The sequence below is a fragment of the Poseidonocella sedimentorum genome (genome assembly GCF_900116005.1).
Classification (GTDB): Bacteria; Pseudomonadota; Alphaproteobacteria; order Rhodobacterales; family Rhodobacteraceae; genus Poseidonocella; species Poseidonocella sedimentorum.
On record NZ_FOYI01000003.1, the window covers coordinates 82589 to 108574 of the forward strand.

At 66.3% G+C, this 25986-nt stretch carries 23 protein-coding genes; 16 read left to right on the forward strand and 7 right to left on the reverse strand.

Annotated features, from left to right (window positions below):
• Positions 1-45 precede the first annotated feature (45 nt).
• Genes fabZ through lpxB form a run of 4 tightly spaced genes read left to right on the forward strand, consistent with a single transcriptional unit; the run spans position 46 to position 3230 of the window.
• A complete protein-coding gene (fabZ, locus tag BM353_RS05825) occupies positions 46-516 on the forward strand; it encodes a 3-hydroxyacyl-ACP dehydratase FabZ (protein WP_092078474.1) in 471 nt (156 codons plus the stop codon).
• Positions 509-1297 (forward strand): acyl-ACP--UDP-N-acetylglucosamine O-acyltransferase, encoded by a 789-nt coding sequence (lpxA, locus tag BM353_RS05830; protein WP_092077763.1) that lies wholly within the window; start codon positions 509-511, stop codon positions 1295-1297. Before fabZ ends, lpxA begins: the two co-directional genes overlap by 8 nt.
• Entirely contained in the window at positions 1294-2070 is a 777-nt protein-coding gene (locus BM353_RS05835) for an LpxI family protein (protein WP_092077766.1), read from the forward strand. Before lpxA ends, BM353_RS05835 begins: the two co-directional genes overlap by 4 nt.
• Positions 2067-3230 (forward strand): lipid-A-disaccharide synthase, encoded by a 1164-nt coding sequence (gene lpxB / locus BM353_RS05840; protein ID WP_245759581.1) that lies wholly within the window; start codon positions 2067-2069, stop codon positions 3228-3230. The genes BM353_RS05835 and lpxB overlap by 4 nt, the downstream gene beginning before the upstream one ends.
• Before the next feature lie 81 nt (positions 3231-3311).
• Here the strand turns inward: lpxB and mnmA are convergent, their stop codons facing one another.
• Positions 3312-4454, reverse strand: a complete 1143-nt coding sequence (mnmA, locus tag BM353_RS05845) for a tRNA 2-thiouridine(34) synthase MnmA (RefSeq protein WP_092077772.1) — start codon at positions 4452-4454, stop codon at positions 3312-3314.
• Between the two features lie 126 nt (positions 4455-4580).
• Between mnmA and sciP the strand changes: the two genes are divergently transcribed.
• The 8 genes from sciP (at position 4581) to BM353_RS05885 (ending at position 15170) form a co-directional block, all read left to right on the forward strand.
• Entirely contained in the window at positions 4581-4859 is a 279-nt protein-coding gene (gene sciP, locus BM353_RS05850) for a CtrA inhibitor SciP (protein ID WP_092077776.1), read from the forward strand.
• Positions 4860-4952: 93 nt separating this feature from the next.
• Positions 4953-5666, forward strand: a complete 714-nt coding sequence (gene ctrA, locus BM353_RS05855) for a response regulator transcription factor CtrA (protein WP_092077779.1) — start codon at positions 4953-4955, stop codon at positions 5664-5666.
• Between the two features lie 145 nt (positions 5667-5811).
• On the forward strand, positions 5812-7935 hold the full coding sequence (gene ligA / locus BM353_RS05860; protein WP_092077782.1) for an NAD-dependent DNA ligase LigA: 2124 nt from the start codon (positions 5812-5814) through the stop codon (positions 7933-7935).
• Positions 7932-10022, forward strand: a complete 2091-nt coding sequence (gene recG / locus BM353_RS05865) for an ATP-dependent DNA helicase RecG (RefSeq protein WP_092077785.1) — start codon at positions 7932-7934, stop codon at positions 10020-10022. Before ligA ends, recG begins: the two co-directional genes overlap by 4 nt.
• 106 nt (positions 10023-10128) lie before the next feature.
• Positions 10129-10251 (forward strand): hypothetical protein, encoded by a 123-nt coding sequence (locus BM353_RS17155; RefSeq protein ID WP_281248109.1) that lies wholly within the window; start codon positions 10129-10131, stop codon positions 10249-10251.
• Positions 10252-10701: 450 nt separating this feature from the next.
• Positions 10702-11787, forward strand: a complete 1086-nt coding sequence (locus BM353_RS05875; protein WP_092077791.1) for a TRAP transporter substrate-binding protein — start codon at positions 10702-10704, stop codon at positions 11785-11787.
• A gap of 158 nt (positions 11788-11945) precedes the next feature.
• A complete protein-coding gene (locus tag BM353_RS05880) occupies positions 11946-12797 on the forward strand; it encodes a TRAP transporter small permease subunit (protein WP_425439397.1) in 852 nt (283 codons plus the stop codon).
• An 18-nt stretch (positions 12798-12815) separates the two neighbouring features.
• Positions 12816-15170, forward strand: a complete 2355-nt coding sequence (locus BM353_RS05885) for a TRAP transporter large permease (RefSeq protein WP_092077797.1) — start codon at positions 12816-12818, stop codon at positions 15168-15170.
• Positions 15171-15254: 84 nt separating this feature from the next.
• On the opposite strand, the gene BM353_RS05890 is transcribed toward BM353_RS05885, so the two are convergent.
• From BM353_RS05890 to BM353_RS05900, 3 genes are all read right to left on the reverse strand, one after another.
• Positions 15255-16070, reverse strand: coding sequence for an arginyltransferase (locus BM353_RS05890; RefSeq protein WP_092077800.1), 816 nt, complete (start codon positions 16068-16070; stop codon positions 15255-15257).
• 172 nt (positions 16071-16242) lie between these two features.
• Positions 16243-16692, reverse strand: a complete 450-nt coding sequence (locus tag BM353_RS05895; protein WP_092077802.1) for an RDD family protein — start codon at positions 16690-16692, stop codon at positions 16243-16245.
• A gap of 94 nt (positions 16693-16786) precedes the next feature.
• Complete coding sequence (locus BM353_RS05900) at positions 16787-17227, reverse strand: DUF2852 domain-containing protein (RefSeq protein WP_092077805.1); 441 nt, start codon at positions 17225-17227, stop codon at positions 16787-16789.
• Between the two features lie 348 nt (positions 17228-17575).
• On the opposite strand from BM353_RS05900, the gene BM353_RS05905 reads away from it, so the two are divergent.
• Positions 17576-20428 carry a bifunctional [glutamine synthetase] adenylyltransferase/[glutamine synthetase]-adenylyl-L-tyrosine phosphorylase gene (locus tag BM353_RS05905; RefSeq protein WP_092077808.1) on the forward strand — a complete coding sequence of 951 codons (2853 nt, stop codon included), beginning with the start codon at positions 17576-17578 and terminating at the stop codon, positions 20426-20428.
• Positions 20425-20715 (forward strand): hypothetical protein, encoded by a 291-nt coding sequence (locus tag BM353_RS05910; protein ID WP_092077811.1) that lies wholly within the window; start codon positions 20425-20427, stop codon positions 20713-20715. The genes BM353_RS05905 and BM353_RS05910 overlap by 4 nt, the downstream gene beginning before the upstream one ends.
• 19 nt (positions 20716-20734) lie before the next feature.
• Here BM353_RS05910 and eda read toward each other — a convergent pair whose 3' ends face one another.
• Complete coding sequence (gene eda, locus BM353_RS05915; protein ID WP_092077814.1) at positions 20735-21376, reverse strand: bifunctional 4-hydroxy-2-oxoglutarate aldolase/2-dehydro-3-deoxy-phosphogluconate aldolase; 642 nt, start codon at positions 21374-21376, stop codon at positions 20735-20737.
• Positions 21377-21413: 37 nt separating this feature from the next.
• Positions 21414-23219 carry a phosphogluconate dehydratase gene (gene edd / locus BM353_RS05920; protein ID WP_092077817.1) on the reverse strand — a complete coding sequence of 602 codons (1806 nt, stop codon included), beginning with the start codon at positions 23217-23219 and terminating at the stop codon, positions 21414-21416.
• A gap of 145 nt (positions 23220-23364) precedes the next feature.
• Here edd and BM353_RS05925 point away from each other — a divergent pair, with 145 nt between their 5' ends.
• Complete coding sequence (locus tag BM353_RS05925) at positions 23365-24561, forward strand: RSP_2647 family RNA methyltransferase (protein WP_092077820.1); 1197 nt, start codon at positions 23365-23367, stop codon at positions 24559-24561.
• Positions 24558-25115, forward strand: a complete 558-nt coding sequence (locus BM353_RS05930; protein ID WP_092077823.1) for an RSP_2648 family PIN domain-containing protein — start codon at positions 24558-24560, stop codon at positions 25113-25115. The genes BM353_RS05925 and BM353_RS05930 overlap by 4 nt, the downstream gene beginning before the upstream one ends.
• 2 nt (positions 25116-25117) lie before the next feature.
• On the opposite strand, the gene BM353_RS05935 is transcribed toward BM353_RS05930, so the two are convergent.
• Entirely contained in the window at positions 25118-25696 is a 579-nt protein-coding gene (locus BM353_RS05935; RefSeq protein WP_177220460.1) for a VPLPA-CTERM sorting domain-containing protein, read from the reverse strand.
• Positions 25697-25986 lie beyond the last annotated feature (290 nt).

A 25986-nucleotide genomic window follows, 5' to 3' on the forward strand; every position in this document is an offset into this window, starting at 1 on the left:
GGGGTGAGCGCACCAACGAGCAACAACATCGAGGAGGCCGGAGCCGTGACGGAAGACAACACCACGGCGGATATCGCGCTGATCCAACGCATCATTCCGCACCGCTACCCGTTCCTCCTCGTCGATCGCGTGATCGAGATGGATGGCTATGCCTCGGCCACGGGGATCAAGAACGTGACCATGAACGAGCCGCATTTTCAGGGCCATTTCCCCGGCAAGCCGATCATGCCGGGCGTGACGATCATCGAGGCGATGGCCCAGACGGCGGCGGTCATGGTGGGCAATGCCATCGGCATGGCCGATAAGAACATGCTCGTTTACTTCATGTCGATCGACAAGGCCAAGTTCCGCCGGATGGTCGTCCCCGGGGACCGGCTCGAGATGAAGATGGAGACCCTGCGCGGCAAGCCCGGCGGCAAGATCTGGCGCTTTGGCGGACGGGCGGAGGTCGAGGGCGAGTTGGCCGCCGAGGCCGAGTTCACCGCGATGATGGACACCGGAGCCGCAAATGGCTGAAACCGTGATCCACCCCTCGGCGGTGATCGAGGCGGGGGCCGAGATCGGGATCGGCTGCGTGATCGGGCCCTTCTGCGTGATCGGGCCCAATGTTCGGCTCGGGGCCGGCGTGGTGCTGAAATCCCACGTCGTCGTGAGCGGCGAGACCAGCATCGGCGACGAAACGGTGGTCTTTCCCTTCGCGGTCATTGGCGAGATCCCGCAGGATCTGAAATTCCGCGGCGAGACCTCCCGGCTTGAGATCGGCGCGCGCAACCGCATCCGCGAACATGTCACCATGAACACCGGAACCGACGGCGGCGGCGGGCTCACCCGTGTGGGCGATGACGGGCTCTTCATGGCCGGCTGCCATATCGCGCATGATTGTGTCGTCGGCGACCGGGTCATCGTGGTCAACAACGCCGCCCTCGCGGGGCATTGCGTGATCGAGGATGACGTGATCATCGGGGGGCTCAGCGGCGTGCATCAATGGGTGCGCATCGGCAAGGGTGCGATCATCGGCGCGCTTTCGATGGTGACCAACGACGTGATCCCCCACGGGCTGGTGCAGGGGCCGCGCGGCGAGCTTGACGGGCTCAATCTCGTTGGCCTCAAACGGCGCGGCGTGGCGCGCTCCGATATCACCGCGCTGCGGGCCGCGTTCCAGATGCTGGCGCAGGGCGAGGGCAATTTCGCCGAACGCGCCAAGCGGCTCTCCGAAGAGACCGACAGCGACTATGTCCGCGAAATCACCGCCTTCATCATGGGCGAGACGGACCGCTCGTTCCTCACGCCGAAATGAGGGCGCTGATTGCCGGGCGCGGGCGCTTGCCGGAGCTGGTGGCCGAGGCGGGGCCGGTGCTTGTCTGCGCGCTGGAGGGGCAGGGGCCGGAGCGGCTATCGCCCGCGCTGACCTTCCGGCTCGAACATCTGGGCACGTTTCTGGAGGACCTTTCGCACCGGGGCGTGACCGAGATATGCCTCGCCGGGGCCATCGATCGGCCCGGCTTCGACCCTGCCGGTCTGGATGCGGCCACCGCGCCTTTGGTGCCGGTTCTGGCGAAAGCGATTCACTCAGGCGACGACGGCGCCCTGCGCGCCATCATCGAGCTGCTGGAGGCGCGCGGCATCGGCGTGATGGGTGCGCATGAGATCGTCCCTGACCTTGTGGCGCAGGCGGGCGTGCTCGCAGGCCAAATCGATCCGCAGGCCGAGGCCGACGCCGCCCGGGGCATGGCGCTGCTTGACACGCTCGCGCCGCTCGACGTGGGCCAGGCCTGTGTTGCGGGCGCCGGGCAAATCCTCGGGATCGAAGCCGCCGGCGGCACGGCCTGGATGCTTGCGACCCTTCCCGACACCCCGCAGCGCGCCGAGGGCTTGCTCGTCAAGGCCGCCAAGCCCGGACAGGACCGCCGCGCCGACCTGCCCGCCATCGGCCCCGACACCGTGGCCCAAGCCGCCGAGGCCGGGCTGCGCGGCATCGTCCTTCGCGCAGGCGACGTGATGATCCTGGACCGGCCCGAGGTCATCGCGGCTGCCAAGGCCGCAAACCTCCTCCTCTGGGCGCGGGCATGAGCCGCCCCTTGCGCGTCTTTCTGATCGCGGGCGAGCCCTCCGGCGACAAGCTCGGCGCGGCGCTGATGGAGGGGCTCAAGAGCCTCGCGCCGGGCGTGACGTTCTCAGGTGTCGGCGGGCCGCGCATGGAAGAGCAGGGGCTCTCGAGCCGCTTTCCCATGGAAGAGCTCTCGGTCATGGGCCTCACCGAAATCCTGCCGAAATACCTCCCCCTGCGCCGCCGCATGATCGAGACGGCCGACGCGGTGATCTCTGAGGCGCCGGATGTGCTCATCACCATCGACAGCCCGGAATTCTGCCTGCGCGTTGCGCGGCGGGTGAAGGCCGCGAGCGATATCCGGACGGTGCATTACGTCGCGCCCTCGGTCTGGGCCTGGCGGCCGAAGCGGGCCACCCACATGGCGCGTTTCATCGACCACGTGCTCGCGCTTCTGCCCTTCGAGCCGCCCTACATGTCGGCCGCCGGGATGCGCTGCGATTTCGTGGGCCACCCGGTCGTCACCGATCCGCAGGCGAGCCCCGAAGAAAGCGCCACGCTGAGCGCCGAACTCGGGCTCGGCGATGCGCCGACGCTCCTGCTCCTGCCCGGCTCGCGCGGCTCCGAACTCAAGCGGCTGTTGCCGATCTTCGGCGAGACCGTCGCGCGGCTTCTGGCCGAACGCCCCGATCTGCGCCTGATCCTGCCCGTCGCGACGCCGCGCGGCCTGCCCTTGGTGCGCGATGCGGTGGCGGGCTGGGCCCGGGCGCCCGATCTGATCGACCCCACCGCGCCGGACTATGCCGCGCGCAAACGGGCCGCCTTCGCCCTCTCCGACGCGGCGCTCGCCGCTTCCGGGACCGTTTCGCTGGAGCTTGCCGCGGCGGGCACGCCGATGGTCATCGCCTATGACATGTCGCCCCTGAGCCGGATGATCCTGAGCCGGATGCTGCGGATTGACACGGTCACGCTGGTCAATCTGGTGAGCGAGACGCGGCAGGTGCCTGAATTCATCGGTGCGGCCTGTCAGCCCGACCGGATCGCCCCGGCGGTTTCCAGCCTCCTGATCGCGCCGGAGCCGCAGCAGGAGGCCCTCCGCCTGACCATGGAGCGCCTTGGCCGAGGCGGCGAGGCACCGGGCCTGCGCGCGGCGCGAGCTGTGTTGGACGGGCTGGGGCGTTAGGCGCGCTGCGACCGCGCGGACGCGCAGGCATTCATTGATCTCAATGAATTTTAACCCGCTCGCGTTGCCTCCGCGCGCAGATCAGCTGCGGTGAATCCAGCCGCCGCCAAGAATCCGGGAGCCCTCGGTTTCATAAAACACACAGGCCTGTCCCGGGCTCACGCCCTCTTCGGCGATGATGAGTTCGACCTCTGCGGTTGTGTTCGACAGCGGCCGGATGACCGCCTCGCGCGGGGGGCGGGTGCTGCGCACCTTGACCGACACGCGCCACTCGTCGCGGCTGGTCAGGAGCGCATCGCCAAGCCAGTTGATCTCGCGCACCGGAACCCGCCGCGTCGCCAGCATCTCCTTGGGCCCGACGATCACATGTCGCGCTTCCACATCGAGCTTGACCACGTAAAGCGGCTCCGAGAGCCCGCCGATCCCGAGCCCGCGCCGTTGGCCGATCGTGTAGTGAATCACCCCCTCATGGGTGCCCAGAACGCGCCCGTCCACGTGGACAATCTCGCCCGGATCCGCCGCACCGGGGCGCAGCTTTTCGATAACACTTGCGTAGTTCCCGTTGGGCACGAAGCAGATGTCCTGGCTGTCGGGTTTGTCGGCCACGGGCAGCCCGTATTTCGCCGCCAGCGCGCGCGTCTCGTTCTTGGAGGGCAGGTGGCCGAGCGGAAAGCGCAGGAAGTCGAGCTGTTCGGGCGTGGTGGAAAACAGGAAGTAGGACTGATCGCGCCCCGCATCCGCGGCGCAATGCAGCTCCGGCCCCGAGGCGCCGACCTTGCGCTGGATGTAATGCCCCGTCGCCATGCAATCGGCGTCGAGATCCTTCGCGGTCTCCAGCAGATCCTTGAATTTCACCCGCTCGTTGCAGCGGATGCAGGGCACAGGCGTCGCCCCGGCGAGATAGCTGTCGGCGAATTCGTCGATCACCGCGTCCTTGAAGATGTTCTCGTAATCCAGCACGTAGTGCGGAAACCCCATCTCCTCGGCCACGCGCCGGGCATCGTGAATGTCCAGCCCCGCGCAGCAGGCCCCCTTCTTGGCGAGCGCCGCGCCGTGGTCATAGAGCTGTAGCGTCACCCCCACCACATCATAGCCCTCTTCGGCCAGTTGCGCGGCCACGACCGAGCTGTCGACGCCGCCGGACATGGCCACGACGACGCGCGTTTCAGAAGGCGGTTTGGCGAAGCCCAGCGAATTGAGGGCATCGGGACGATCAAGGGGCATGCGACTCTCCGAGGAATAGAGCGGGAATATAGGAAAATCCTAATTATTCTCAAGGCCCGGTTTCACTCCCCGTTAAAGCCTCCTCTGCATGGTCTCAACCCATTGAAATATCTTAGGGTGAGTGGGATGTATCTTAAAAAGATCGAGGGGCTTCGAACGGTGACCCTCCCGGATGGATCGGTGCTGAGCCAGACCGATTTGCCGCCGAGCGAGACGAGACGCTGGGTGGCGTCGCGCAAGGCGGCGGTCGTCAATGGCGTCCGTTACGGGTTGATTTCACGGGAAAATGCCAAGGAACGCTACGGGTTGTCGGATGAGGAGCTCGATGAGTGGCTCAATGCGGTCAAGGTTCACGGAACCGACGCGCTCAAGACCACGTCAATACAAAAATATAGACAACCTTGAGTTGAATATGTCAAAACTGGTTAATCAGTAACGCTAGATTAACCTTTGTTGGAGAGGTTAACGTTGGCTGTGTGAGATAACTGGAGCAAGTTAATGAGAGTTTTGCTGATCGAAGACGATCCGACGACGTCAAAGAGCATCGAATTGATGCTCACCCATGCCAACCTGAACGTCTATTCGACGGATCTTGGGGAGGAAGGGGTCGATCTGGCGAAACTCTATGATTACGATCTGATCCTGCTTGATCTCAACCTGCCGGACATGAACGGTCATGAGGTCCTGCGCCAACTGCGGCTGGCCCGGGTCGAAACGCCGATCCTCATCCTCACGGGTGAGGACGATACCGAGAGCAAAATCAAGGGGTTCGGCTTCGGCGCGGACGACTATCTCACCAAGCCGTTCCACCGTGAAGAGCTTGTCGCGCGTATCCATGCGATCATCCGCCGCTCCAAGGGTCATTCGCAATCGGTCATCCGCACCGGCAAGATCTGCGTCAACCTCGATGCCAAGACCGTCGATGTGGACAACAAGCCCGTGCATCTCACGGGCAAGGAATATCAGATGTTGGAGCTTCTGAGCCTGCGCAAGGGCACGACGCTGACCAAGGAAATGTTCCTTAACCATCTCTATGGCGGGATGGATGAGCCCGAGCTCAAGATCATCGACGTGTTCATCTGCAAGTTGCGCAAGAAGCTCAGCACCGCGACCGAGGGCGAGAACTACATCGAGACGGTCTGGGGCCGTGGGTACGTGTTGCGGGATCCGGAGCCGCGCGTGGAAAACCCTCCTGTGGCCGTGGGCGCCTGACCCGGCACCCAGGGCAATCTTGAAGAAGATTTGCAGGTCCGGTCGCCCGGGCCTGTTTTGCATTCTGCGGGGCCGGGGAAGGGGCTGGACGCGGCCGCGGCGCGCTCCTATCACATCTGCAAAACGCCTCGGGGAGCAGGGCAGGATGGTTGAAGCGGCAGATGTGACACCGGTCGAGACGCTGACGGAGGCGGAGGCCCGGGCCGAGCTTGACGAGCTCGCCGCCGCCCTGCACCGCGCCAATGCGGCCTACCACCGCGACGATGCGCCGGAGATCTCCGACGCGGAATATGACGCGCTCAAACGGCGGAACGCCGAGATCGAAGCGCGGTTTCCCGAGCTCAAACGCACGGACAGCCCAAGCGACGTGATCGGCGGCGCGGTGGCCGAGGGCTTTTCCAAGGTCACGCACGCCCAACGCATGCTCTCGCTCGGAAACGGGTTTTCCGACGATGATATCCTGGAATTCGACCAGTCGATCCGCCGCTATCTGGGGCAAAGCGAAGATGCGCCGCTGGTCTACACCGCCGAGCCCAAGATCGACGGGCTCTCCTTGTCCTTGCGCTACGAGGACGGCCGGCTCGTGCAGGCGGCAACGCGCGGGGACGGCTCGGTTGGTGAAAACGTCACTGCCAACGCCTTGACGATACAGGACATTCCCGATCGGCTGGAGGGCGCGCCCGCGCTGCTGGAAGTGCGCGGCGAGGTCTACATGTCGCACGCGGATTTCGCGGCGCTCAACGCGCGGCAAGCCGAGGCCGGCGCCAAGACCTTTGCCAACCCGCGCAACGCGGCGGCGGGCTCGTTGCGCCAGCTTGATCCCGAGATCACCCGCGCGCGGCCTCTGCGGTTCTTCGCCTATGCCTGGGGCGTGCTGTCGGAGCCGCTGGCCGAGACCCAATCGGGGGCGATTGCCCGGCTCGCAGACCTCGGGTTTCAGACCAACCCGCTCACCCGCACCTGCGCGACCCCTGCGGAGATGATCGCCCACTACCGCGAGATCGAGGCGCAACGCGCGACCCTAGGCTATGATATCGACGGCGTGGTCTACAAGGTTGACGATCTCGCCTTGCAGGCGCGGCTCGGGTTTCGCTCGACCACGCCCCGCTGGGCCATCGCCCACAAGTTTCCCGCCGAACTTGCCTGGACCCGGCTGGAGGCCATCGACATTCAGGTTGGCCGCACCGGCGCACTGAGCCCGGTGGCGCGGCTGACCCCGGTCACGGTCGGCGGCGTGGTCGTCTCCAACGCGACGCTCCACAACGAGGATTACATCGCCGGGCGCGACAGCAAGGGCGGTGAGATCCGCGGCGGCAAGGACATTCGGGAGCACGATTGGGTCCAGGTCTATCGCGCGGGCGACGTCATCCCGAAGATCGCCGATGTCGATCTCTCCAAACGGCCCGATGACGCCGCGCCGTTCGTCTTCCCGACCACATGCCCCGATTGCGGCAGTGATGCGGTGCGCGAGGAAGGGGATTCCGTCCGGCGCTGCACCGGCGGGCTCATCTGTCCGGCACAAGCGGTTGAAAAACTGAAGCATTTCGTCTCCCGCGCGGCATTCGACATCGAGGGGCTTGGGGCGAAACAGGTCGAGCAGTTCTATCGCGACGGCTGGGTGGCCGAACCGGCCGATATTTTCCAGCTCGAAGCGCGGTACGGGAGCGGGATGCAGCAGCTCAAGAACCGCGAAGGCTGGGGCGAAAAGAGCGCGAAGAAACTCTTCGAGTCCATTGACGAGAAACGGAAAATCCCCCTGTCCCGCGTGATATTCTCCCTTGGAATCCGCCATGTGGGCGAACAGGCGTCCAACCTTCTGGCAACGCATTACGGCACCTGGGACGGGTTCATCGGCGCGATGGATGCGGCCGAGCCCGGGAGCGCGGCCTGGGACGAGCTTCTGGGCATCGACGGGGTCGGGGAGGTCATGGCCATGTCGCTCACGCTCGCCTTCCGGCAGGAGGCGGAGCGCGCGTCGATCGACCGGCTCGTGGCCGAGCTCGACATTCAGGCCGCCGAAGCGCGCCAGACCGACAGCCCCGTGGCCGGCAAGACGCTGGTCTTCACCGGCACGTTGGAGAAGATGACGCGGGCCGAGGCCAAGGCGCGGGCCGAGGCTCTGGGCGCGAAGGTTTCGGGCTCGGTCAGCAGCAAGACCGACCTTCTGATCGCCGGGCCCGGGGCGGGATCCAAGGCGAAGAAGGCCGCCGAGCTCGGCATCGAGACGATCGACGAAGACGGCTGGCTTGCGCTGATCGAGGGGCTATGAGCGGGCGGCCCGAAGCCCTCTTTCCGCTGTTCGCGAATCTGACCACGCTTGCCGGGATCGGGCCCAAGTCGGCCGCACATCTCGGGGCGCTCGGGATCGAGAAGCCGCGCGATCTGATCTATCATCTGCCCTATTCCGGCATCGACCGGCAGCGGCGCGAGACGGTGCAGGGCGCGCCCATTCCCGGCGTCGTGACGGTTGAGGTGGAGGTTACGCGCCACCGTCCGCCGTCGCAAAAGGGGCGCCCCTATCGGATCGATGTGGCCGACGCGCAGACCCATTTCCAGCTGGTCTATTTTCAGGCGCGGGGCAGCTACCTGACCAAGCTCCTGCCGCAAGGCGCGCGTCGGATCGTCTCCGGCAAGGTGGAGCTTTTCGACGGGATCGCCCAGATGGTCCACCCTGATTTCGTGGTGCCCATCGAGGAGGCAAGCGAGATCCCGGCGTTCGAGCCGGTCTATGCCCAGACGGCGGGGGTGAGCTCGCGGCTGCTGTCGCGGGCGGCACAATCGGCGCTCGCGCGGCTTCCCGACCTCGAGGAGTGGATCGACCCGGCGCTGAAGGCAGCGAGGGGTTGGCCCGATTGGAGCGCGGCTCTGCATGCGGCGCATGGGCCTCAGGCGCTCACCGATGTGAGCCCGACGGCACCCGCGCATGAGCGCCTCGCCTATGACGAGTTTTTCGCCCATCAGCTGACCCTCGCGCTCGCGCGGGTGGCGCAGCGGCGCAAGGCGGGACGGGAGACGGTCGGCGATGGCGCCTTGCGCGCAAAGCTTCTCGCCGCGCTGCCCTTTGCGCCGACGGGGGCCCAGACGCGCGCGGCGGCCGAGATCGCGGCGGATATGGCCGCGCCTGTGCGGATGAACCGGCTTCTGCAGGGGGACGTGGGCGCGGGCAAGACACTTGTGGCGATGCTCGCGCTGCTCGTCGCGGTGGAGGCGGGCGGGCAGGGGGTCATGATGGCGCCCACCGAGATCCTCGCGCGGCAACATCTGGAGGGGCTGCGCCCGCTGGCGGCGGCGGCCGGTGTGCGGCTCGAGGCTCTGACGGGGCGGGACAGCGGGGCCGCGCGGCGCGATAAACTCGCGGCGCTCGCCGCCGGGGAGATCGGCATTCTCGTGGGCACCCACGCGGTTTTTCAAAAGGACGTGGCGTTCCACGATCTGCGCCTTGCGATCATTGACGAGCAGCACCGGTTCGGCGTCGCGCAGCGCAAGATGCTGGGGGACAAGGGGCTGGCGACGGATGTCCTGGTCATGACCGCAACGCCGATTCCGCGCAGCCTCTCGCTGACGCAATATGGCGACATGGACATCTCCGTGCTCGACGAAAAGCCGCCCGGGCGCAAGCCGATCACCACTGCGATGGTCACGACCGAACGGCTTGGCGAGGTTGTCGAACACCTGCGCGGCGCGATCGCAGAGGGGCGGCAGGCCTATTGGGTCTGCCCGTTGGTGGATGAAAGCGAGGTCGTGGATCTCACGGCGGCCGAAGAGCGTTTCGGGGCGCTGCGCGCGGCGCTTGGAGAGGGGCGTGTGGGGCTGGTCCATGGGCAGATGGCGCCTGCGGAAAAGGACGCGGCAATGGCGCGCTTCGTTGCGGGCGAGACCTCCGTGCTCGTGGCGACGACGGTGATCGAGGTGGGGGTCGACGTGCCGAATGCGTCGATCATGGTGATCGAGCGCGCCGATGTCTTCGGGCTCGCGCAATTGCATCAGCTTCGCGGACGGGTCGGGCGCGGCGCCATGGCGTCGACGTGTCTGTTGCTCTATCGCCCGCCGCTCAGCGAAACGGCGGGACGCCGCCTGACAACCTTGCGCGAAACCGAGGACGGGTTCCGCATCGCGCAGGTGGACCTGGAGATGCGCGGGGCGGGCGATGTGATCGGCACGGCGCAATCGGGCCTGCCGCGATTTCGCATCGGCGATCTGGAGCGGCAGGCCGGGCTCATGGCCACGGCCCAGAGCGATGCGCGCAAGCTTCTTACGGATGATCCCGACCTCACGTCGCCCCGGGGGCGAGCCGCCCGCGCGCTTTTGTGGCTCATGGAACAGGACAAGGCGATCCGTTTGATTTCAGTGGGTTGAGTGCGTCCGTTCCGGAATGTTCGCGAATGTTCTTAAAAAGTTCTTTACATTTCGCCGGGCAAATGAGAACAAAGTGGCAACTTATCGTTCTAAAACGGAGCGCCTCATGTTTGACCATATCCGCCGCATTCTTACGCATGACCGTCTGGCCTTTGCCGAGGACCTGATCGGCGTGAGCGCACTTGTGACCATGCTCTTTGTCGGGCTTTTGCTCCCCGGAGCGTTCTGAGCCGTCTTTTCCGTTATCTGCCGTTGATCACTTTTCTGCCTGCGATCTCTGGGCCGACCGGGTTGCCCTGTCCCCCTGGCGCTGCGATCTCTGCCTGCCTGCGGAGCTCGCGCGGGGCCCTTGCCCGGCCCCGATGCCCGATCTGCCCGACCTGAGGGATTGCACCTTTCCGCCGCCGCCTGTCATGGGCGTGCGGCGGTTTTTTTGTCACCGGGGGCGCCGATCTTGCGGATCGCCTTGATTCGAGCCCTGTTTTCGAGCGTGCCTTCCGTTGCGGCATCCATGGCGCTTTGAGCGCCCGTTTACAGGCTCATCGATCAAAAAACGTTTTTGGCTTGAGGAATCCGGTTTCGAGGCTATTCCACTGCCCGGGGCGAGGCGTTACGGTCGCGCCACTAGCAACGATCCGCGCGGCCGGGAGAGCCGCGTTTTTGACAGGGAGGAAACTCAATGGACCGTCGTTCATTTCTCAAGGCGTCTGCCGTAGGGGGCACAGCTGCCGCCGCATCCGGCCTCGCCGCGCCCGTTTATGCACAGGGCAAACGCACCCTCACCATGGTCACCTCGGTGCCCGACGGGTTCGCCGTGTTTGACGACGCGGCCACGTTCCTGTCCACCGCCATCACCGAGATGACCGACGGGCAGATCACGATCGACAAGAAACCGGCCGGCTCGCTCGTGGGCGCGTTCGAAGTGTTCGACGCCGTGACCGCCGGCCAGGCCGACATGTACCACTCCGCCGATTACTATTTCGGCGGCCAGCATCCCGGCTACTACTTCTTCACCGCCGTGCCCTTCGGCGCGACCGGGCAGGAGATGATCAACTGGTATCTGCATGCCGGCGGCAAGGAACTGCACGACGAGCTCGGCCAGATCTTCGGCCTCAAATCCTTCCTCGCGGGCAACACCGGGCTTCAGCCGGGCGGCTGGTTCAACAAGCAGATCAACTCTGCCGATGACCTCAACGGCCTCAAGTTCCGCATGCCCGGCCTTGGCGGGCGGGCGCTGGCGATCGCGGGCGCGTCGGTGCAGAACGTGCCCGGCGGCGAGATCTATCAGGCGTTGTCCTCCGGCGCCATCGACGGCGCGGAGTGGATCGGCCCGCTTGCCGACGAACGCCTCGGCCTGCAAGAGGTCTGCGAATACTACTACACCGCGGGCTTCCACGAGCCGGGCTCGGCGCTCTCCGCCGCGATGAACCGCGACGTGTGGGACAGCCTCACACCCGCACAACAGAGCATCGTCGAGAAGGCCGCCATGGCCACGCACCACTGGAACCTGTCGCAGTCCAACGCCAACAACGGCGCGGCGCTCGCGCGGCTTCAGGCGGGCGGCACCAAGCTGATGTCCTTCCCCGACGACGTCTGGGATGCTTTCGGCGCGGCCTCCGCGACCGCGCTCGACGAATACATGGACGATCCGCTCTACGCCCAGATCCGCGAGAGCTTCAACGCCTCGCTCAAGGCTTCCTCGGGCTGGGCGTCGGTCTCCGACAGCGCCTACACCGCCCAGCGGGACCGCGTTCTGGGGGCCTAAGCCTCTGATCTGAAACAGGACGGCCCCGGGGTTTCATCCGTCGGGGCCGTCTTTCCGCGCAAGCGCGCGCAAAGGCAACAAGGGGCGACCTCGTGGAAGAGACAGCGGGCGCAAGCGGACCGATCGCCGGCATCCTGTGGGTGCTCGAAAACCTCGCCATGGCATTTTACAACATCGGCTACGCGCTGACCCATCCCGGGCTTTGGCTCAACTGGGCGGACCCGCAGGCGGTCATGCGGGTGGTCTATTTCGGCGGCTCGGTGGAGTTCTTCTTCGCCGTCCTCGCGCTGATGCTGGTGATCACGCTCATCGGCATCGCCTCGCGCCCGTTCCTGTGGGGCGCGGTGCGGGTGGCGGAATTCGCCTTCAACTGGATCGGCCGGATCGCGGCCTGGGCGGGGCTGCTGATGGTGCTGCAACAGGTCGTCATCGTCTTCGTCCAGCGCATCTTCGCCCGCGTCGAAATCACATTCGGCTTCGGCGTCCCGTTCTCGCGGGATATCTCCTGGTGGGCCGAAGAGCTGAAATTCTACAACGCGATCATCGTCGCGCTCTGCGTGTGCTACACCTTCGTGCAGGGCGGCCACGTTCGGGTGGATCTCATCTATGCGGCGGTCGGCCATCGCACCAAACGCATCATGGACATGGTCGGCTCGGTCATCTTCATGATGCCCATGGCCGTCATCATCTGGATGTACGGCTGGTATTTTCTCTGGCGCCACCTCATCGTGCCGAAACCCTCGGCCTCCGAGCCGCTGGAACGGCTGTTGATGAAGGCGCGCGCCTTCCGCTGGAATGTCGAGACCATCGGGTTCTCGCCGAACGGGTTCGACGCCTATTTCCTCTTCAAGATCCTCATGGTGCTCTTCGCCGGGCTGGTCTTCATCCAGGCCTGGGCGTTCCTGTGGCGGAGCTGGCTTGAGCTGCGCGAGGGTGAAGAGGCCGCCGGCAAATATCTCGACCGCGACACGCTGGGCGAGGGACAAGAAGCCTATGAAGGCACGCATTAATAAGGGCAGGGGACAGCCATGCTGTTTGGACTAGACGGCGTCGAGATCGGCCTGATCATCGTATTTCTCTGCCTGTTTGGCGGGATCCTCTCGGGCTTTCCGGTGGCCTTTGCCATCGGCGGCGCGGGGGCCATCGCCTTTGGCATCATCGCCATGCTCGACGGGGCCGGCCTGCTGATCCATCAGGCGATCGACACCGGGAGCGACGCCTATCGCGCGCTCATCGCCGAGGGGGTGCGCAGCGACGCGATCTCGATCTTCCGATACCCCGAATTGCCGCGTTACGAGACGCCGGTCTTCCCGCAGGGCTGGGAGACGGCGCTTGACCGCAACCTCTCCTTCATCGTCAACCGCATCAACGAACGCGTGTTCGCCGGCCAGTCGATCGAGACCCTGCTGGCGGTTCTGATGTTCGTGATGATGGGCATCACGCTGGAACGCTCGCGCATCGCCGAGGATCTGCTGACCACCATGGCGCGGGTCTTCGGGCCGCTGCCCGGCGGACTTGCGGTTTCGGTCGTCGTGGTCGGCGCGTTCCTTGCGGCCTCTACCGGGATCGTCGGGGCGACGGTCGTGACCATGGGGCTTTTGTCCCTGCCCACCATGCTCCGCAACGGCTACTCGCCTGAGCTTTCCACCGGGGTGATCGCCGCCTCGGGGACGCTGGGCCAGATCATCCCGCCCTCCATCGTGATCGTCCTGCTTGGCACGCTCGCAGGCGATCTTTACGCCGCGGCGCAGGACACACGCGCGGTCGAGGCCGGCTGCTCCGACGCGCTGACCTATCTCGGCCAGCCTGCCGTCGTTTCGGTCGGCACGTTGTTTCAGGCGGCGCTCCTGCCCGGCATTTTCCTTGCGGTGCTCTATGCCGCCTACGCCTTTGGCTACGCGCTCTTCAACCCGTCCAAGGCGCCCTCGGTGGCGCTCGCCTCCAGCGGCGGCGCCAGCTCTGACGGGCGCGCGCAACTGCTGTGGTTCCTCGCCATTCCGGCCCTCGCCATCGCGATCTTCGTGGGGCTGTCGAGCGTTGGCATCTCGGGCAGCCAGGTGATCTCGGTGGACGGATTCGCCGCCGCTGTGGAGCAGCCCGCGCTGCGCACCAATGTGAGCGAGGCCTGTCAGGCGTCGATGATCGCGCTGCACGGGCAGGAGACCTGGGACGCCGCCCTCGCGCAGGCCGCGGCGATCGAGGCCTCCGGCGGGGCCGCCACGGCCGAAGCGCTGACCGAGGAACAGATCGCGCTCGCGCGCGAGGCCGCCATCGCCGCGGCGCCGCCCATCGGCACCGGGCTCGCCGTCATCGTGCTCGGCCTCGGGCTGGTCTTCACCACGGCGCAGGGCATCGCGCCCGAGCGCGACCCGCTGCCCCTTTTCGCCGGCGGTTTCGGCCTGCTCCTCGTTCTGGCGGTCGACATCCTCTTCATCGGTCCGCTCACCTCGCCGCTGAAAAGCTGGCTGCTGCTCGCGATTCCCTTTGCCATCGTGCTCTGGGCCTGTCGCCACGCGGTCTCCCGGCTCGCGGAATCGGAGCTCTTGCGCGTGGTCTTCCCGCCGCTGATCCTGATCGTCGCCGTGCTCGGCTCGATCCTCGGCGGCATCACCAACCCGACCCCGGCGGCGGCCCTCGGCGCCGCAGGCGCGATCATGCTCGCGGCCTACCGGCGGCTCAAAGAAGAGGGCGGCTCGGGCCGGGTGATCATCCTGGCCAGCTTCGCGCTCGTGCTGATGATCCTCATCGGCGTCAACTTCGATCTGCGCATCAACCGCGAGGACGTAAGCGCCGAGACCTGGATCGCCTTCTTTGCCGCTCAGGTCGCCTATCTCGTCGCGGGTTTCGGCTTGATCTATGCCTGCTGGGTGCTGTTCCGCGGCCGCGTGCTGAGCCCGGTCGTCCGCGAGACGGCCAAGGTCACGTCGATGGTCTTTACCATCCTGATCGGCTCGCAGCTGCTCAATCTCGTGGTGATCTCCTTCGGCGGCGAACATTACATCCAGCAGTTCCTGCGCAGCTTCGACAGCGAGTTCACCGTCTTCCTGATCGTGATGCTGGTGCTCTTCATCCTCGGTTTCGTGCTGGATTTCCTCGAAATCATCTACATCGTGATCCCCATCGTCGGGCCGGTGATCTATGGCGGCGAGTTCGATCCCAAATGGGTGACGATCATGATCGCGGTTAATCTCCAGACCTCGTTCCTCACGCCGCCCTTCGGCTTTGCCCTCTTCTACCTGCGCGGCGTGGCGCCGCCCGAGGTGACGACAGGCCATATCTATCGCGGCGTGGCGCCTTTCGTACTGATTCAGGTCCTTGGCCTCGCGATCATGTGGTTCTTCCCGCAGATCGTGACCATCGTCCCGGATCTCATGCCGAAATAACGCCGGGCGCGCGGTGCGGGGCGCTGGTCCCGCGCCGTGACCGGCAGGTTGCAAAGTCGGTGAATGAAGGCGGCTGGCCCGCGCTCAGCGCCGGGTCAGGTCGGGCAGCGCGATATTGGCCACCTGCTCGGCGATCGGATCGACCGAGAGCGGATGGGTCTGGGAGGCGAACTCCTCCGGATCGCGCATCGGATTCCAGCGACCGCCGGCGTAAACCTCAAGGCCGGAAAACCGCGCCTTGTAATCCATCTTCGGGCTGCCCGGCACCCAGTAGCCGAGGTAGACGTATGGCAGCGCCGCCTCGCGCGCGAGCGCGATGTGATCGAGGATGATGTAGGTTCCGAGGCTCTGGCGCTCCAGCGCCGGATCGAAAAAGGAATAGACCATCGAGGTCCCGTCCTCGAGCACATCCGTGAGACACACCGCCACGAGTTTGCGGCTCTCGGGGTCATGATACTCGATGACCCGGGTGCGAATCGGCGTCTCCTCGATCATCGCGGCGAACTCGAAGATATCCATCTCCGCCATGCCGCCATCGGTATGCCGATGATCGAGATAGGTCCGGAAGAGCGCGTATTGCTCTTCGGTGGCCCAGGGCGATGTCGCCTGCCGCTCCAGATACCGGTTGCGCTTGATCGCGCGTTTCTGGCTCCGGGTCGGGACAAAGTCCTCCACCCGAATGCGCGCGGACAGGCAGGCCGCGCAATCGGCGCAGGACGGCCGGTAGAGCACATTCTGCGAGCGGCGAAACCCCTGTTGCGACAAGGCGTTGTTGAGCTCCTCAGAGCCATCGCCCTGTAGCGCGGTGAAGAGCTTGCGCTCCATCCGGCCCGGCAGATAGGGGCACGCTTGCGGCGCGGTCACGTAAAACTGTGGGGCCAGCGGCAGGGAGTGGCGCATGTTGCTGATTAACTCTGTTGTGCACGGTCACGATAACAATCTGGGATTGTCTCGCCAAGTCCGCAAAAATGGGGAGGCCGAAGCGAGGATCAATAGCCCGCATTACCGCCACATTCTTGCCACAAACGCAAACTTTGCAGAGATTTTGGTTAACGCGACTGCGCGTACTCGCTCAGTCCGCCGCGCGCCGGTTGATCGCGACGGTGCCGAGGATGTGGTCCGTCAATCCCTGACGGCGCGCGGTGGCGAGCATCAGGACGATCGACAGCAGTTGCACCAAGGGCATCCCGATCGAGATCGTGTAGCCCAGCGTGTGCAAAAAGGCGGTTCCGAACTCGAAACGCTGTCCGTCCCGGTCCCGAAACTCGATGGCCATCAGCCGCATGCCCCAGGTGGCCGACCGGCTGGAGATCGTCCAGACGCGATAGATAAAGCCTACACAGAGCAGCAGGAAGGAAAAGAAGATCAAGCCGGTAAAGGCGGTAAACGGAAGGACCAGGATCGACAGCAGCAGTACCACGATCAGGTCGATCCCCCAGGCGATCAGCCGTTTGCTCGGCACATCGGCGTAGAATTCCGATTGCATCTCCGGGTCGGGCAGGGCGGTGTAGGTCTGGGTCATGGTGTCTCTCGTGGTCCTCGGCGCAGGTTTTTCGTTCCAGGTATCAACCACCAGCCGGGCCCGGAGTTCCGGGTCCGGCTCGCGAGTGGTGGTATCAGGCGTCGCGCTGCGGCGCGTCATCGTCCTGCACGGGGCGGGTGGCGCTGGCGCGGCGGTCGTCCATGAACTGATCGAACTCGGCCTTGTCCTTGGCATCGCGCAGGCGTTCCAGGAACTCCTCGAACTGGCGTTGCTCGTCTTGCAGACGTTGCAGCGTATCGGCCTTGTAGCTGTCAAACGCGCTGTTGCCAGAGGGTTTGAAGACGACGCCGGCACCATGCAGGCGGGAGGAGGTCGAGCGGCGGGATTTCTTGAACATGTCTTTGCTCCAGATCATGTAGAACAGAAGGGCGAGGCCAACGGGCCAAAAGAACACGAAGCCGAGAACCATGGCTGCGATCCAGGCGCCTTTGCCTTTGCTGTCCAGCCATGCCTCGGCCTTGGAAAACCAGCCGGTGGGCCGATCCGAGACGGGCGTTTGAAGGGCAGGTGTCATGGCAGTATCTCCGACGTTGAATGAAGCTGTTTCTGTGGGTCTTGCTTGGATGTGAATGCTGTTCACATTACACCAGATCGTGATTTCACGGCTACATTGCAAGGCTTTATGTGAAAGATATTTACTTTATTTGTTTTTATCTTTTGTTTTCAACCACTTGGTGAATGTGTTTGTGAGGGGCCCGTCTTGGCGAGAGCGTTTTCGCGTGATCCGTGCGCACATGGTCCCACCCCAATCGGCGCTCCGGGACGCGGATTTCCGGCGAATCGTCCGGTTCCGTACCCGGGAGAGTAGCGCATGAAACGGGCTCGGCATTGACCCGATCCGCGCCGCGTTCCAAACAAGGCCATGAGTTTTCAAACCCGACTGACCCGCAGCCCGACCCCCTATGATTCAGAGCGCGCGGAGGAGCTGCGCGGCATGACGGCCGGGCTCGCGCCGGAGATCGCCGCGCTCATCCTGGGAACGGCGGGTTGCAGCCCTTACCTCAAGTCCTTGCTCGAAAAGGAAATCGCCTGGTGGCCCGGCGCGCTCGAGGCACCGGAAGCGGCGATGGCGGCGGTTCTGGCCGAGGTGGATGAGATGGCGCCCGATGCGCTCGGCGCCGGGCTTCGGCAGGCAAAACGGCGCGTGGCGCTGCTGACGGGGCTTGCCGATCTGGGGGGCGTCTGGTCGCTCGAAGAGGTGACCGCAGCGCTCACACGCTTCGCCGATGCCGCCACCCATGCCGCCTTTCGCGCCACCGTCGGAGCCGAGATCCGGCGCGGCAAACTTCCCGGCGCGACCGAGCAGGACGCGCAGACCGCGGGCGGGCTCACGGCGCTGGCCATGGGCAAGATGGGCGCGTTCGAGCTCAACTATTCGTCTGATATCGACCTGATTTGCCTCTTTGACGAGACCCGGTTCGAGCGCGATCACTATGGCGAGGCGCGCCAGAGCCTCGTGCGGGCCACCCGCAAGGCCTGCGCGCTGCTCTCCGACACCACCGCCGAGGGATATGTCTTCCGCACCGACCTGCGCCTGCGCCCGGATCCGGCGGTGACACCGGTCGTTCTGGCGATGGAAGCCGCCGAGCGCTACTACGAGAGCCTTGGCCGCACCTGGGAGCGCGCGGCCTATGTCAAGGCGCGACCCTGCGCGGGTGATATCGCGGCGGGGGAGCGGTTCCTGCGGGACCTCACGCCCTTCGTCTGGCGCCGCCACCTCGATTTCGCCGCAATTCAGGACGCCCACGACATGCGCTTGCGCATTCGCGATCACAAGGGCGGCCACGGCCGGGGCGTGGGGCCGATCTCCCTGAGGGGCCACAACATGAAACTCGGGCGCGGGGGGATCCGCGAGATCGAGTTTTTCACCCAGACCCAGCAGATCATTGCCGGGGGGCGCGACCCGTCCCTGCGCCTGCGCGGCACGGTTGACAGCCTGCGCGCGCTGACCGCTGCCGGCTGGGTGCCCGAGGCGGTGTCCGAGCGGCTCATCCTGCGCTACCGCCAACACCGCGAAGTCGAGCACCGGCTCCAGATGATCAACGACGCCCAGACCCATGACTTGCCGCAAAACGACAGCGGCTTTGCCCGGCTGGCGGCCTTCATGGGGGTGGAGGAGCGCGCGATGCGCGCCGAGCTTGGGGCGGCGCTGACCGAGGTGCATGATCTCATCGAGGGGTTTTTCGTGCCCGATCAGCCGGGCCCGGAGGGGGCGGAGACGGGGTCTGCGGGCGAGGTGCCCAAGCTGCACGACATCCTGCCAAACGAGGTCGTCGGGCGCTGGATGAATTATCCCGCCCTGCGCAGCCAGCGCGCCTGCACTATCTTTGGCCGCCTGCGCGACAGGCTGGTGGAACAGCTTGCGGATTCGGCCCGCCCAGAGGAGGCTCTTCAGGCTTTCGACGGGTTTCTCAAGGGCTTGCCCGCCGGTGTTCAGGTATTCTCCCTCTTCGAGGCACGGCCCCAGCTGCTGGACCTTCTGGTCGAGATCTGCGCCGTCTCGCCCGAGCTGGGCGCGTTTCTGTCGCGCAATTCGTCGGTGCTTGATGCGGTCATCGCGGGGGATTTCTTCGCCGATTGGCCCGGGACGGCGGCGCTGCGTGAGGGGCTTGCGGCGCGGATGGCGCGCGAGGATGGCTATGAAGCGCGGCTCGATCTGGCCCGGCGATGGGCCAAGGAATGGCATTTCCGGATCGGGGTGCATCATCTGCGCGGGATGATCGATGCCGAGACCGCTGGCCGGCACTACGCCGAGCTTGCCGAGGCGGTGATCGCCGCGCTCTGGCCCGAAGTCATCGCGCAGTTCGCCCGGCGTCATGGCCCGCCGCCGGGGCGCGGCGCGGCGGTGCTGGCGATGGGCTCGCTCGGGGCGGGGCGGATTTCGGCGAAGTCGGACCTTGATCTCATCGTGATCTACGATCCTGAGGACGAGGGCGAGAGCACCGGGCCGAAACCGCTTTCGGCCCGCGTCTACTACGCCCGGCTGACTCAGGCCTTCGTCACCGCGCTCACCGCCCGCATGGCGCAGGGGAAGCTCTATGAGGTGGACATGCGCCTTCGGCCCTCGGGAAGCCAGGGGCCGGTGGCCGCGAGCTGGGCGAGTTTTCGCAATTACCAGCGTGATGAAGCCTGGACCTGGGAGCATCTGGCGCTGACACGGGCGCGGGGGGTCGCCGGGTCCGAGGCGCTTGGGGCGGATATCGAGAGTTTGCGCGAAGAGGTCCTGTCGGCGCCGCGCGCGCAAGCCAAGGTGCTGCACGATCTGGAAGAGATGCGCGTGCGGCTTGCCGCCGCCAAATCGCCCGCCGGGCCGCTCGATCCGAAGCCGGGCCCCGGGCGGGCGCAGGACATTGAACTCTTTGCCCAGGCGGCGACGCTGCTGGCGGGCAAGCCCAGCCGCAGGACGCCGGCGGGGCTGATCGCGGCGGCGCGGCTGTCGCTGATCGATCTGCCGGAGGCCGAAGAGCTGCAAGAGACATACGCGCTTTGCGTGGCGTTGCAGATTTCGCTGCGCCTGCTGGCGAACACGGCCGTGTCGCCGGAGGAGCTCGGCCTTGGCGCGCGGCGGTTCCTGCTGTCGCAGACGGGCGATGCGGATCTCGCGGGCTTGCAGGCGCGGTTTGCAAAGCGTACCGAGCGGGCGGCGGAGATCCTCGAACAGGCCCTGGCCCGCGCGGCAAAAAGCGCCAGCACCACCCCGGATTTTGAGACATGACACAAGACGCGCGCAAAGACATCGACCCCGACGATCCCAAGGGGCTCATCCGCGAGGCCTATCGGATCGAGGGGATTTCGGCGAGCGATTGCCGGACGATCTTCCTCGACTGGGCGCTGTCGCACCGGGAGAGCGGCGACCAGGCCGCCGCGATTGCGCGGCTTCATGCCCGGAAGGCGGCCGAGGCGCCGGATCATCCGATGACGGCGGTCCTGTCGGAGGCGCGCCTGTCGAGCCCGACGCCGAGCCGTCGCGGCGGCTGGCGCGGGCGCCGCTCTCAGGGGTGAGCCGGAGCGGCGCTGGAGTTTAGCGCGACAGGGCGGCCGCGTCTCTGGCGAGGGCTTCGATCGCGCCCCAGTCGCCTTTGGCCACGGCATCGCCCGGCGCGACCCAGCTGCCGCCGACGCAGAGCACATTGGGCAGGGAGAGATAGTCAGGGGCGTTCTTGGTGGAGACGCCGCCGGTGGGGCAGAAGCGAATCTGCGGCAGCGGCGAGGACCAGGCCTTGAGCACCGGCGCGCCGCCATTGGCCTCGGCGGGGAAGAACTTCTGGACCGTGTAGCCACGCTCCAGCAGGCGCATCGCCTCCGACGGCGTCGCAACGCCGGGCAGGAGCGGCAGATCATTGGCTTCGCAGGCATCGAGGATGCGGTCTGTCGCGCCGGGCGAGACGCCAAACCGCGCGCCCGCGGCCTTGGCCTTCTCAACGTCCTCGGCGGTCAGCAGCGTGCCCGCGCCCACGATCCCGCCCTCGACCTGCGCCATCTCGCGGATCACGTCGAGCGCGGCGGGGGTGCGGAGCGTCACCTCAAGCGCGGGCAGCCCGCCCTTGACCAGCGCCTCGGCAAGGGGCCGCGCGGTCGCGGCGTCCTTGATGACGAGCACGGGGATGACAGGGGCGGCGCGGCAGAGCGCTTCGTTTTCGCGGCTGGCGGCTTCTGGGGTCATGTCGGTCCTCTTGGGAAAACTGCGGAGTAGGGCTGGGTCAGACGACCACGGCGGCGCCGTTGGAGGCAAGCCCCACGTTGGCGCGGAAGGCGGCGAAGAGCTCGCGCCCGACGCCATGGCCATTGCCCGAAAGATCGGGGGTCACCGGCTCACGCGCATCGAACCCTTCGGCCAGCGTCTCGATGACGCCCGAGACCGCATCGACGCGGATCAGATCGCCATCGCGCAACCGTGCCAGCGGCCCGCCGGCGGCGGCTTCGGGGCTGATGTGAATGGCCGAGGGCACCTTGCCGGAGGCGCCGGACATGCGCCCGTCCGTCACCAGCGCGACCTTCAGCCCGCGATCCTGCAGCACCGCGAGGATCGGGGTCAGCGAATGCAGCTCGGGCATCCCGTTGGCCTGCGGCCCCTGGAAGCGCACGACGACGACGGTGTCCTCGGTGAACTCGCCCGCCTGGAACGCGGCCTTGACGTCATGCTGGTCATGAAACACCCGCGCCTTGGCCTCGATCACGTGGCGCTCGGGCGCGACGGCGGAAACTTTCATCATCCCGTGGCCCAGGTTGCCCGCGAGCTGCTTGAGCCCGCCGCTCGGCTGGAAGGGATCGGTGGCGGGGCGCAGGATCTTGTCGTTGAGCGTCTCGCGCGTGCCGGGCACCCAAGTGACCGCGCCGTCCTTGATCTGCGGCTCCTGGGTGTAGTGCTCCAGCCCGTCGCCCGCCACGGTCTTGGTGTCGGGGTGCAAGAGCCCCGCGTCGAGCAGCTGGCCGATCATGTAGCCGAGGCCGCCCGCGGCGTGGAAGTGGTTCACGTCGGCCAGCCCGTTGGGATAGACCTTGGCCATCAGCGGCGTGACGTTGGAGATCGCGTCGAAATCCTCCAGTTCGAGGATGACGCCGCAGGCCCGCGCCATGGCGGGCAGGTGCAGCACGAGGTTGGTCGAGCCGCCCGTCGCCATCAGGCCGATGAGCCCGTTGACGAAGGCTTTTTCGTCGAGGATGTCGCAAACCGGGCGGTAGTCGTTGCCAAGAGCGGTGATCTGGGTCGCGCGTTCTGTCCCGGCGACGGTGAGCGCATCGCGCAGCGGCGTGCCGGGGTTGACGAAACTCGCGCCGGGCAGGTGGAGGCCCATGAATTCCATCAGCATCTGGTTGGTGTTGGCGGTGCCGTAGAAGGTACAGGTGCCGGGGCCGTGATAGCTCTGCATCTCCGCTTCCATCAGCTTGTCGCGGCCCAACTCGCCGGCGGCGAATTGCTGGCGCACCTTGGCTTTCTCGTCATTGGGCAAACCGCTCGTCATCGGGCCGGCGGGCAGGAAGATCGAGGGGATGTAGCCGAAGGTCCCCGCGGCGATGATCAGGCCGGGGACGATCTTGTCGCAGACCCCGAGGTAGAGAGCGGCGTCGAAGGTGTTGTGGCTCAGGCCCACGCCCGCCGCGAGCGCGATCACGTCGCGCGAAAACAGCGACAGCTCCATGCCGACCTGGCCTTGGGTGACCCCGTCGCACATGGCCGGGACCCCGCCCGCGACCTGCGCCGTCGCACCAGCGGCGCGCGCCGCATCGCGGATCAGCCCGGGGTAGCGCTCGAAGGGCTGGTGGGCCGAGAGCATGTCGTTATAGGCGGTGATAATGCCGAGGTTGGGCGCGCGTTCGGTGGCAAGCGCGCCCTTGTCGGCGCCCATCGCCGCATAGGCATGGGCCTGGTTGCCGCAGGTCAGATGCGCCCGGCGGGGGCCATCCTCGGCGGCTTGCGACATTTTATCGAGATAGGCTTCGCGGGTCGGACGGGAGCGCTCGATGATGCGCTCGGTGACGGCGGAGACGGTGCTGTTGAGGGGCATGGCTGCGACTCTCCTTTGGCTTGACTGCAAGTCTAGCAGGGGGCGTTAGCGCTAACAACCGGATAGGGATCACTCTGCGTCAAAACATCTTCCCCGGTCACGGGGGCGCTTTCAACCCGCCCCCAACTTGGGATAGAACCGCGCCATGACACAAGCGAAATACCCTGCGATCCGCCTCAAACCCAAGGCCAATGCCCGCGCCATACGCCACGGCAGCCCTTGGGTCTATGATAATGAGCTGGTTCTGGACCGGCGCACAAAGAGCTTGCAAGCGGGGACGCTGGCGGTGCTGGAAGACGAGGGGCGCACGGCCATGGGGCTTGTTGCGGTGAACCCCGGGAGCCGCATCGTCGGGCGGATGCTCGACCGCGACCCGGAGGCCGAGATCGACCAGAGCTGGATCGAGGCCCGGCTTTCGGCGGCGCTGGACCATCGAACGCGGCTCTACAGCGCGCCCTTCTACCGGCTGGTCCATGCCGAGGGCGACCGGCTGCCCGGCGTGGTGATCGACCGGTTCGGCGATGTGGCGGTGCTCCAGCCCAACGCGGCCTGGGCCGATGCGCGCAAGGAGATGATCGCGGATGCGCTGCAACGGGTGACCGGGGTCAGCACGGTGATCCTCAACGGCACGTCCCGCGCCCGCGGGCTCGAAGGGCTGCCGGAGGTGCTTGAGGTGCTGCGCGGCGCGGCGCCCGAGGGGCCGATCCCGGTGCCGATGAACGGCGCGACATATATGGCCGACCTGATGGGCGGGCAGAAAACCGGGCTCTATTTCGACCAACGGCCCAACCATGCCTTGGCCGCGCGTCTGGCGCAGGGCGCGCGCGTGCTCGATGTCTTCTCCCACGTGGGCGGCTTTTCCCTCGCGATGCTCGCGGGCGGGGCGGCCTCTGCGCTGGCGGTCGATGGCTCGGCGCCGGCGCTGGAGCTCGCGGTGCAGGGCGCCGATGCGTCCGGCGTGGCCGAGCGGTTTGCAACCCGCAAGGGCGATGCCTTCGACACGCTCGCGGCGCTGGCCGAGGAGGGCGAGGTCTTCGACGTGGTGATTTGCGACCCGCCCGCCTTCGCGCCGTCCCGGAAAACCCTCGATCCGGGCCTGCGCGCCTATGAGCGGATCGCGCGGCTGGCTGCGCCGCTGGTTGCCGAGGGCGGCTATCTGGGGCTCTGCTCCTGTTCCCACGCGGCCGGGCTCGATGCCTTCCGCGCGGCCTCCACCCGCGGCATCGGCAAGGCGGGCCGTGCGGGCCAGTTGATCCACACCGGATTTGCCGGGCCGGACCATCCGCTCCTGCCGCAACTGGCCGAGACGGGCTATCTCAAGGCGTTGTTCTACCGGCTATGAAGGCGCTGCTCGACGCCAATGTCCTCTATCCGACCGTGATGCGCGAAGTGCTTCTCGGGGTTGCCGCCGAGGGGCTTTTCACGCCGCTCTGGTCGGCGCGGATCCTGGAGGAATGGGCGCGGGCGGCGGCACGTCTGGGGCCGGGGGACGAGGCTTTCGCGCGCGGCGAGATCGCGGCGCTCGGGGTTCAATGGCCGAGGGCCGCCGTCACCTATCCGCCCTCGCTCGAAGCGCGGCTCTGGCTGCCCGATGCCTCCGACACCCATGTGCTCGCCGCGGCGATCGCGGGCAGTGCCGATCTCATCATCACGATGAACGCCAAGGATTTTCCGCGCAATATCCTCGCCGAAGAAGGGCTGGAGCGGCAGGATGCCGACCAGCTCCTGCGCGGGCTTCATGCGCAGCACCCCGGGCCAGTGGCCGGGGTGGTCGAGCGGGTGCGGTCAGAGGCCGAGCGGCTCTCGGGCGAGACATGGCCCCTGCGCAAGCTGATGAAAAAGGCGCGCCTGCCGCGACTGGGCAAGTCCGTCGAGGCCGGCCTGTCGGGCGGCTGAATTCAGCGGTGTGGGCTCAGCGGGTGTGAGCCCAGCAGCAGGAGTTTGGCGGCAAAAGCGTAACGGCGGCGCAGCGCGAGCGCGCCAAGCCCGGTGAGCAGGAGCAGCGCGCCCGCGGGCAGCGGGACCGGCGTGGTGCCGGGCAGGGGGCTGGGATCCGGATCGGGCCAGAGCGCCGCGGCGATCGCGTAGTTGGCACCGAGCAGATCGTCGAGCCGCAGCGACACGATGGTGCCCCCGGCGGAGTAGGCCCAGGTGTTGATCTCCCCGCCCAAGGTGGTCTCGGAGGTGGCGAAGAGGGCGCCGAGCGGGCCGCTGGCCGCGCCGATGCTCTGGCTGCCGAGCTGGTTGCCCACGGAGAGTGCGAGCGACTGCGCGAGGCTGGGGTTGCGCCACCAGGCCTGGGACGAGAGCACGCGGGCGTTGTCGTCGAAGCTGCCGGAATAGACCCCGATGGAATAGGCCTTTCCGCCCACCGTGACGGCCACGGGACGCACCGTGGAGGCCGCGCTGACCGAGGCACCGGCGACCCAGAGCGCAAGCGCCAGACCTGCCGCTTTTAAACCGACCTTCAAACCCATGCTCGCACCCTTTTCAACATATACCGCGATACCGTGAATCATGCCGCTCTCCTAGCAAGGGCGCGCGGTCCGAACCATCGAATTATTTGCGCGCGGCGCCCTTGTTTTCGGGGCCGTTTGATCAGGGACATGCAACCGAACAGGCCCGGAGTTTCCCCCGGGCCGTGATCTGCGAAGTATCGTATTGATCATAGTGGCTTACCCGTCGCCGCGAAGGTGTCCGTCATGTGGTTCGAGAGACCTCACTCAGTGTCATTTTTCTGGATTAGCTCCTCGGCAGCCTCCCGTTG

Excerpts from the sequence above, each read along its gene's own strand:
- lpxA (WP_092077763.1), top strand. The coding sequence starts at position 509 with ATGGCTGAAACCGTGATCCACCCCTCGGCGGTGATCGAGGCGGGGGCC.
- BM353_RS05835 (WP_092077766.1), top strand. The coding sequence starts at position 1,294 with ATGAGGGCGCTGATTGCCGGGCGCGGGCGCTTGCCGGAGCTGGTGGCC.
- lpxB (WP_245759581.1), top strand. The coding sequence starts at position 2,067 with ATGAGCCGCCCCTTGCGCGTCTTTCTGATCGCGGGCGAGCCCTCCGGC.
- mnmA (WP_092077772.1), bottom strand. The coding sequence starts at position 4,454 with ATGCCCCTTGATCGTCCCGATGCCCTCAATTCGCTGGGCTTCGCCAAA.
- sciP (WP_092077776.1), top strand. The coding sequence starts at position 4,581 with ATGTATCTTAAAAAGATCGAGGGGCTTCGAACGGTGACCCTCCCGGAT.
- ctrA (WP_092077779.1), top strand. The coding sequence starts at position 4,953 with ATGAGAGTTTTGCTGATCGAAGACGATCCGACGACGTCAAAGAGCATC.
- ligA (WP_092077782.1), top strand. The coding sequence starts at position 5,812 with ATGGTTGAAGCGGCAGATGTGACACCGGTCGAGACGCTGACGGAGGCG.
- recG (WP_092077785.1), top strand. The coding sequence starts at position 7,932 with ATGAGCGGGCGGCCCGAAGCCCTCTTTCCGCTGTTCGCGAATCTGACC.
- BM353_RS17155 (WP_281248109.1), top strand. The coding sequence starts at position 10,129 with ATGTTTGACCATATCCGCCGCATTCTTACGCATGACCGTCTGGCCTTT.
- BM353_RS05875 (WP_092077791.1), top strand. The coding sequence starts at position 10,702 with ATGGACCGTCGTTCATTTCTCAAGGCGTCTGCCGTAGGGGGCACAGCT.
- BM353_RS05880 (WP_425439397.1), top strand. The coding sequence starts at position 11,946 with ATGGCATTTTACAACATCGGCTACGCGCTGACCCATCCCGGGCTTTGG.
- BM353_RS05885 (WP_092077797.1), top strand. The coding sequence starts at position 12,816 with ATGCTGTTTGGACTAGACGGCGTCGAGATCGGCCTGATCATCGTATTT.
- BM353_RS05890 (WP_092077800.1), bottom strand. The coding sequence starts at position 16,070 with ATGCGCCACTCCCTGCCGCTGGCCCCACAGTTTTACGTGACCGCGCCG.
- BM353_RS05895 (WP_092077802.1), bottom strand. The coding sequence starts at position 16,692 with ATGACCCAGACCTACACCGCCCTGCCCGACCCGGAGATGCAATCGGAA.
- BM353_RS05900 (WP_092077805.1), bottom strand. The coding sequence starts at position 17,227 with ATGACACCTGCCCTTCAAACGCCCGTCTCGGATCGGCCCACCGGCTGG.
- BM353_RS05905 (WP_092077808.1), top strand. The coding sequence starts at position 17,576 with ATGAGTTTTCAAACCCGACTGACCCGCAGCCCGACCCCCTATGATTCA.
- BM353_RS05910 (WP_092077811.1), top strand. The coding sequence starts at position 20,425 with ATGACACAAGACGCGCGCAAAGACATCGACCCCGACGATCCCAAGGGG.
- eda (WP_092077814.1), bottom strand. The coding sequence starts at position 21,376 with ATGACCCCAGAAGCCGCCAGCCGCGAAAACGAAGCGCTCTGCCGCGCC.
- edd (WP_092077817.1), bottom strand. The coding sequence starts at position 23,219 with ATGCCCCTCAACAGCACCGTCTCCGCCGTCACCGAGCGCATCATCGAG.
- BM353_RS05925 (WP_092077820.1), top strand. The coding sequence starts at position 23,365 with ATGACACAAGCGAAATACCCTGCGATCCGCCTCAAACCCAAGGCCAAT.
- BM353_RS05930 (WP_092077823.1), top strand. The coding sequence starts at position 24,558 with ATGAAGGCGCTGCTCGACGCCAATGTCCTCTATCCGACCGTGATGCGC.
- BM353_RS05935 (WP_177220460.1), bottom strand. The coding sequence starts at position 25,696 with ATGGGTTTGAAGGTCGGTTTAAAAGCGGCAGGTCTGGCGCTTGCGCTC.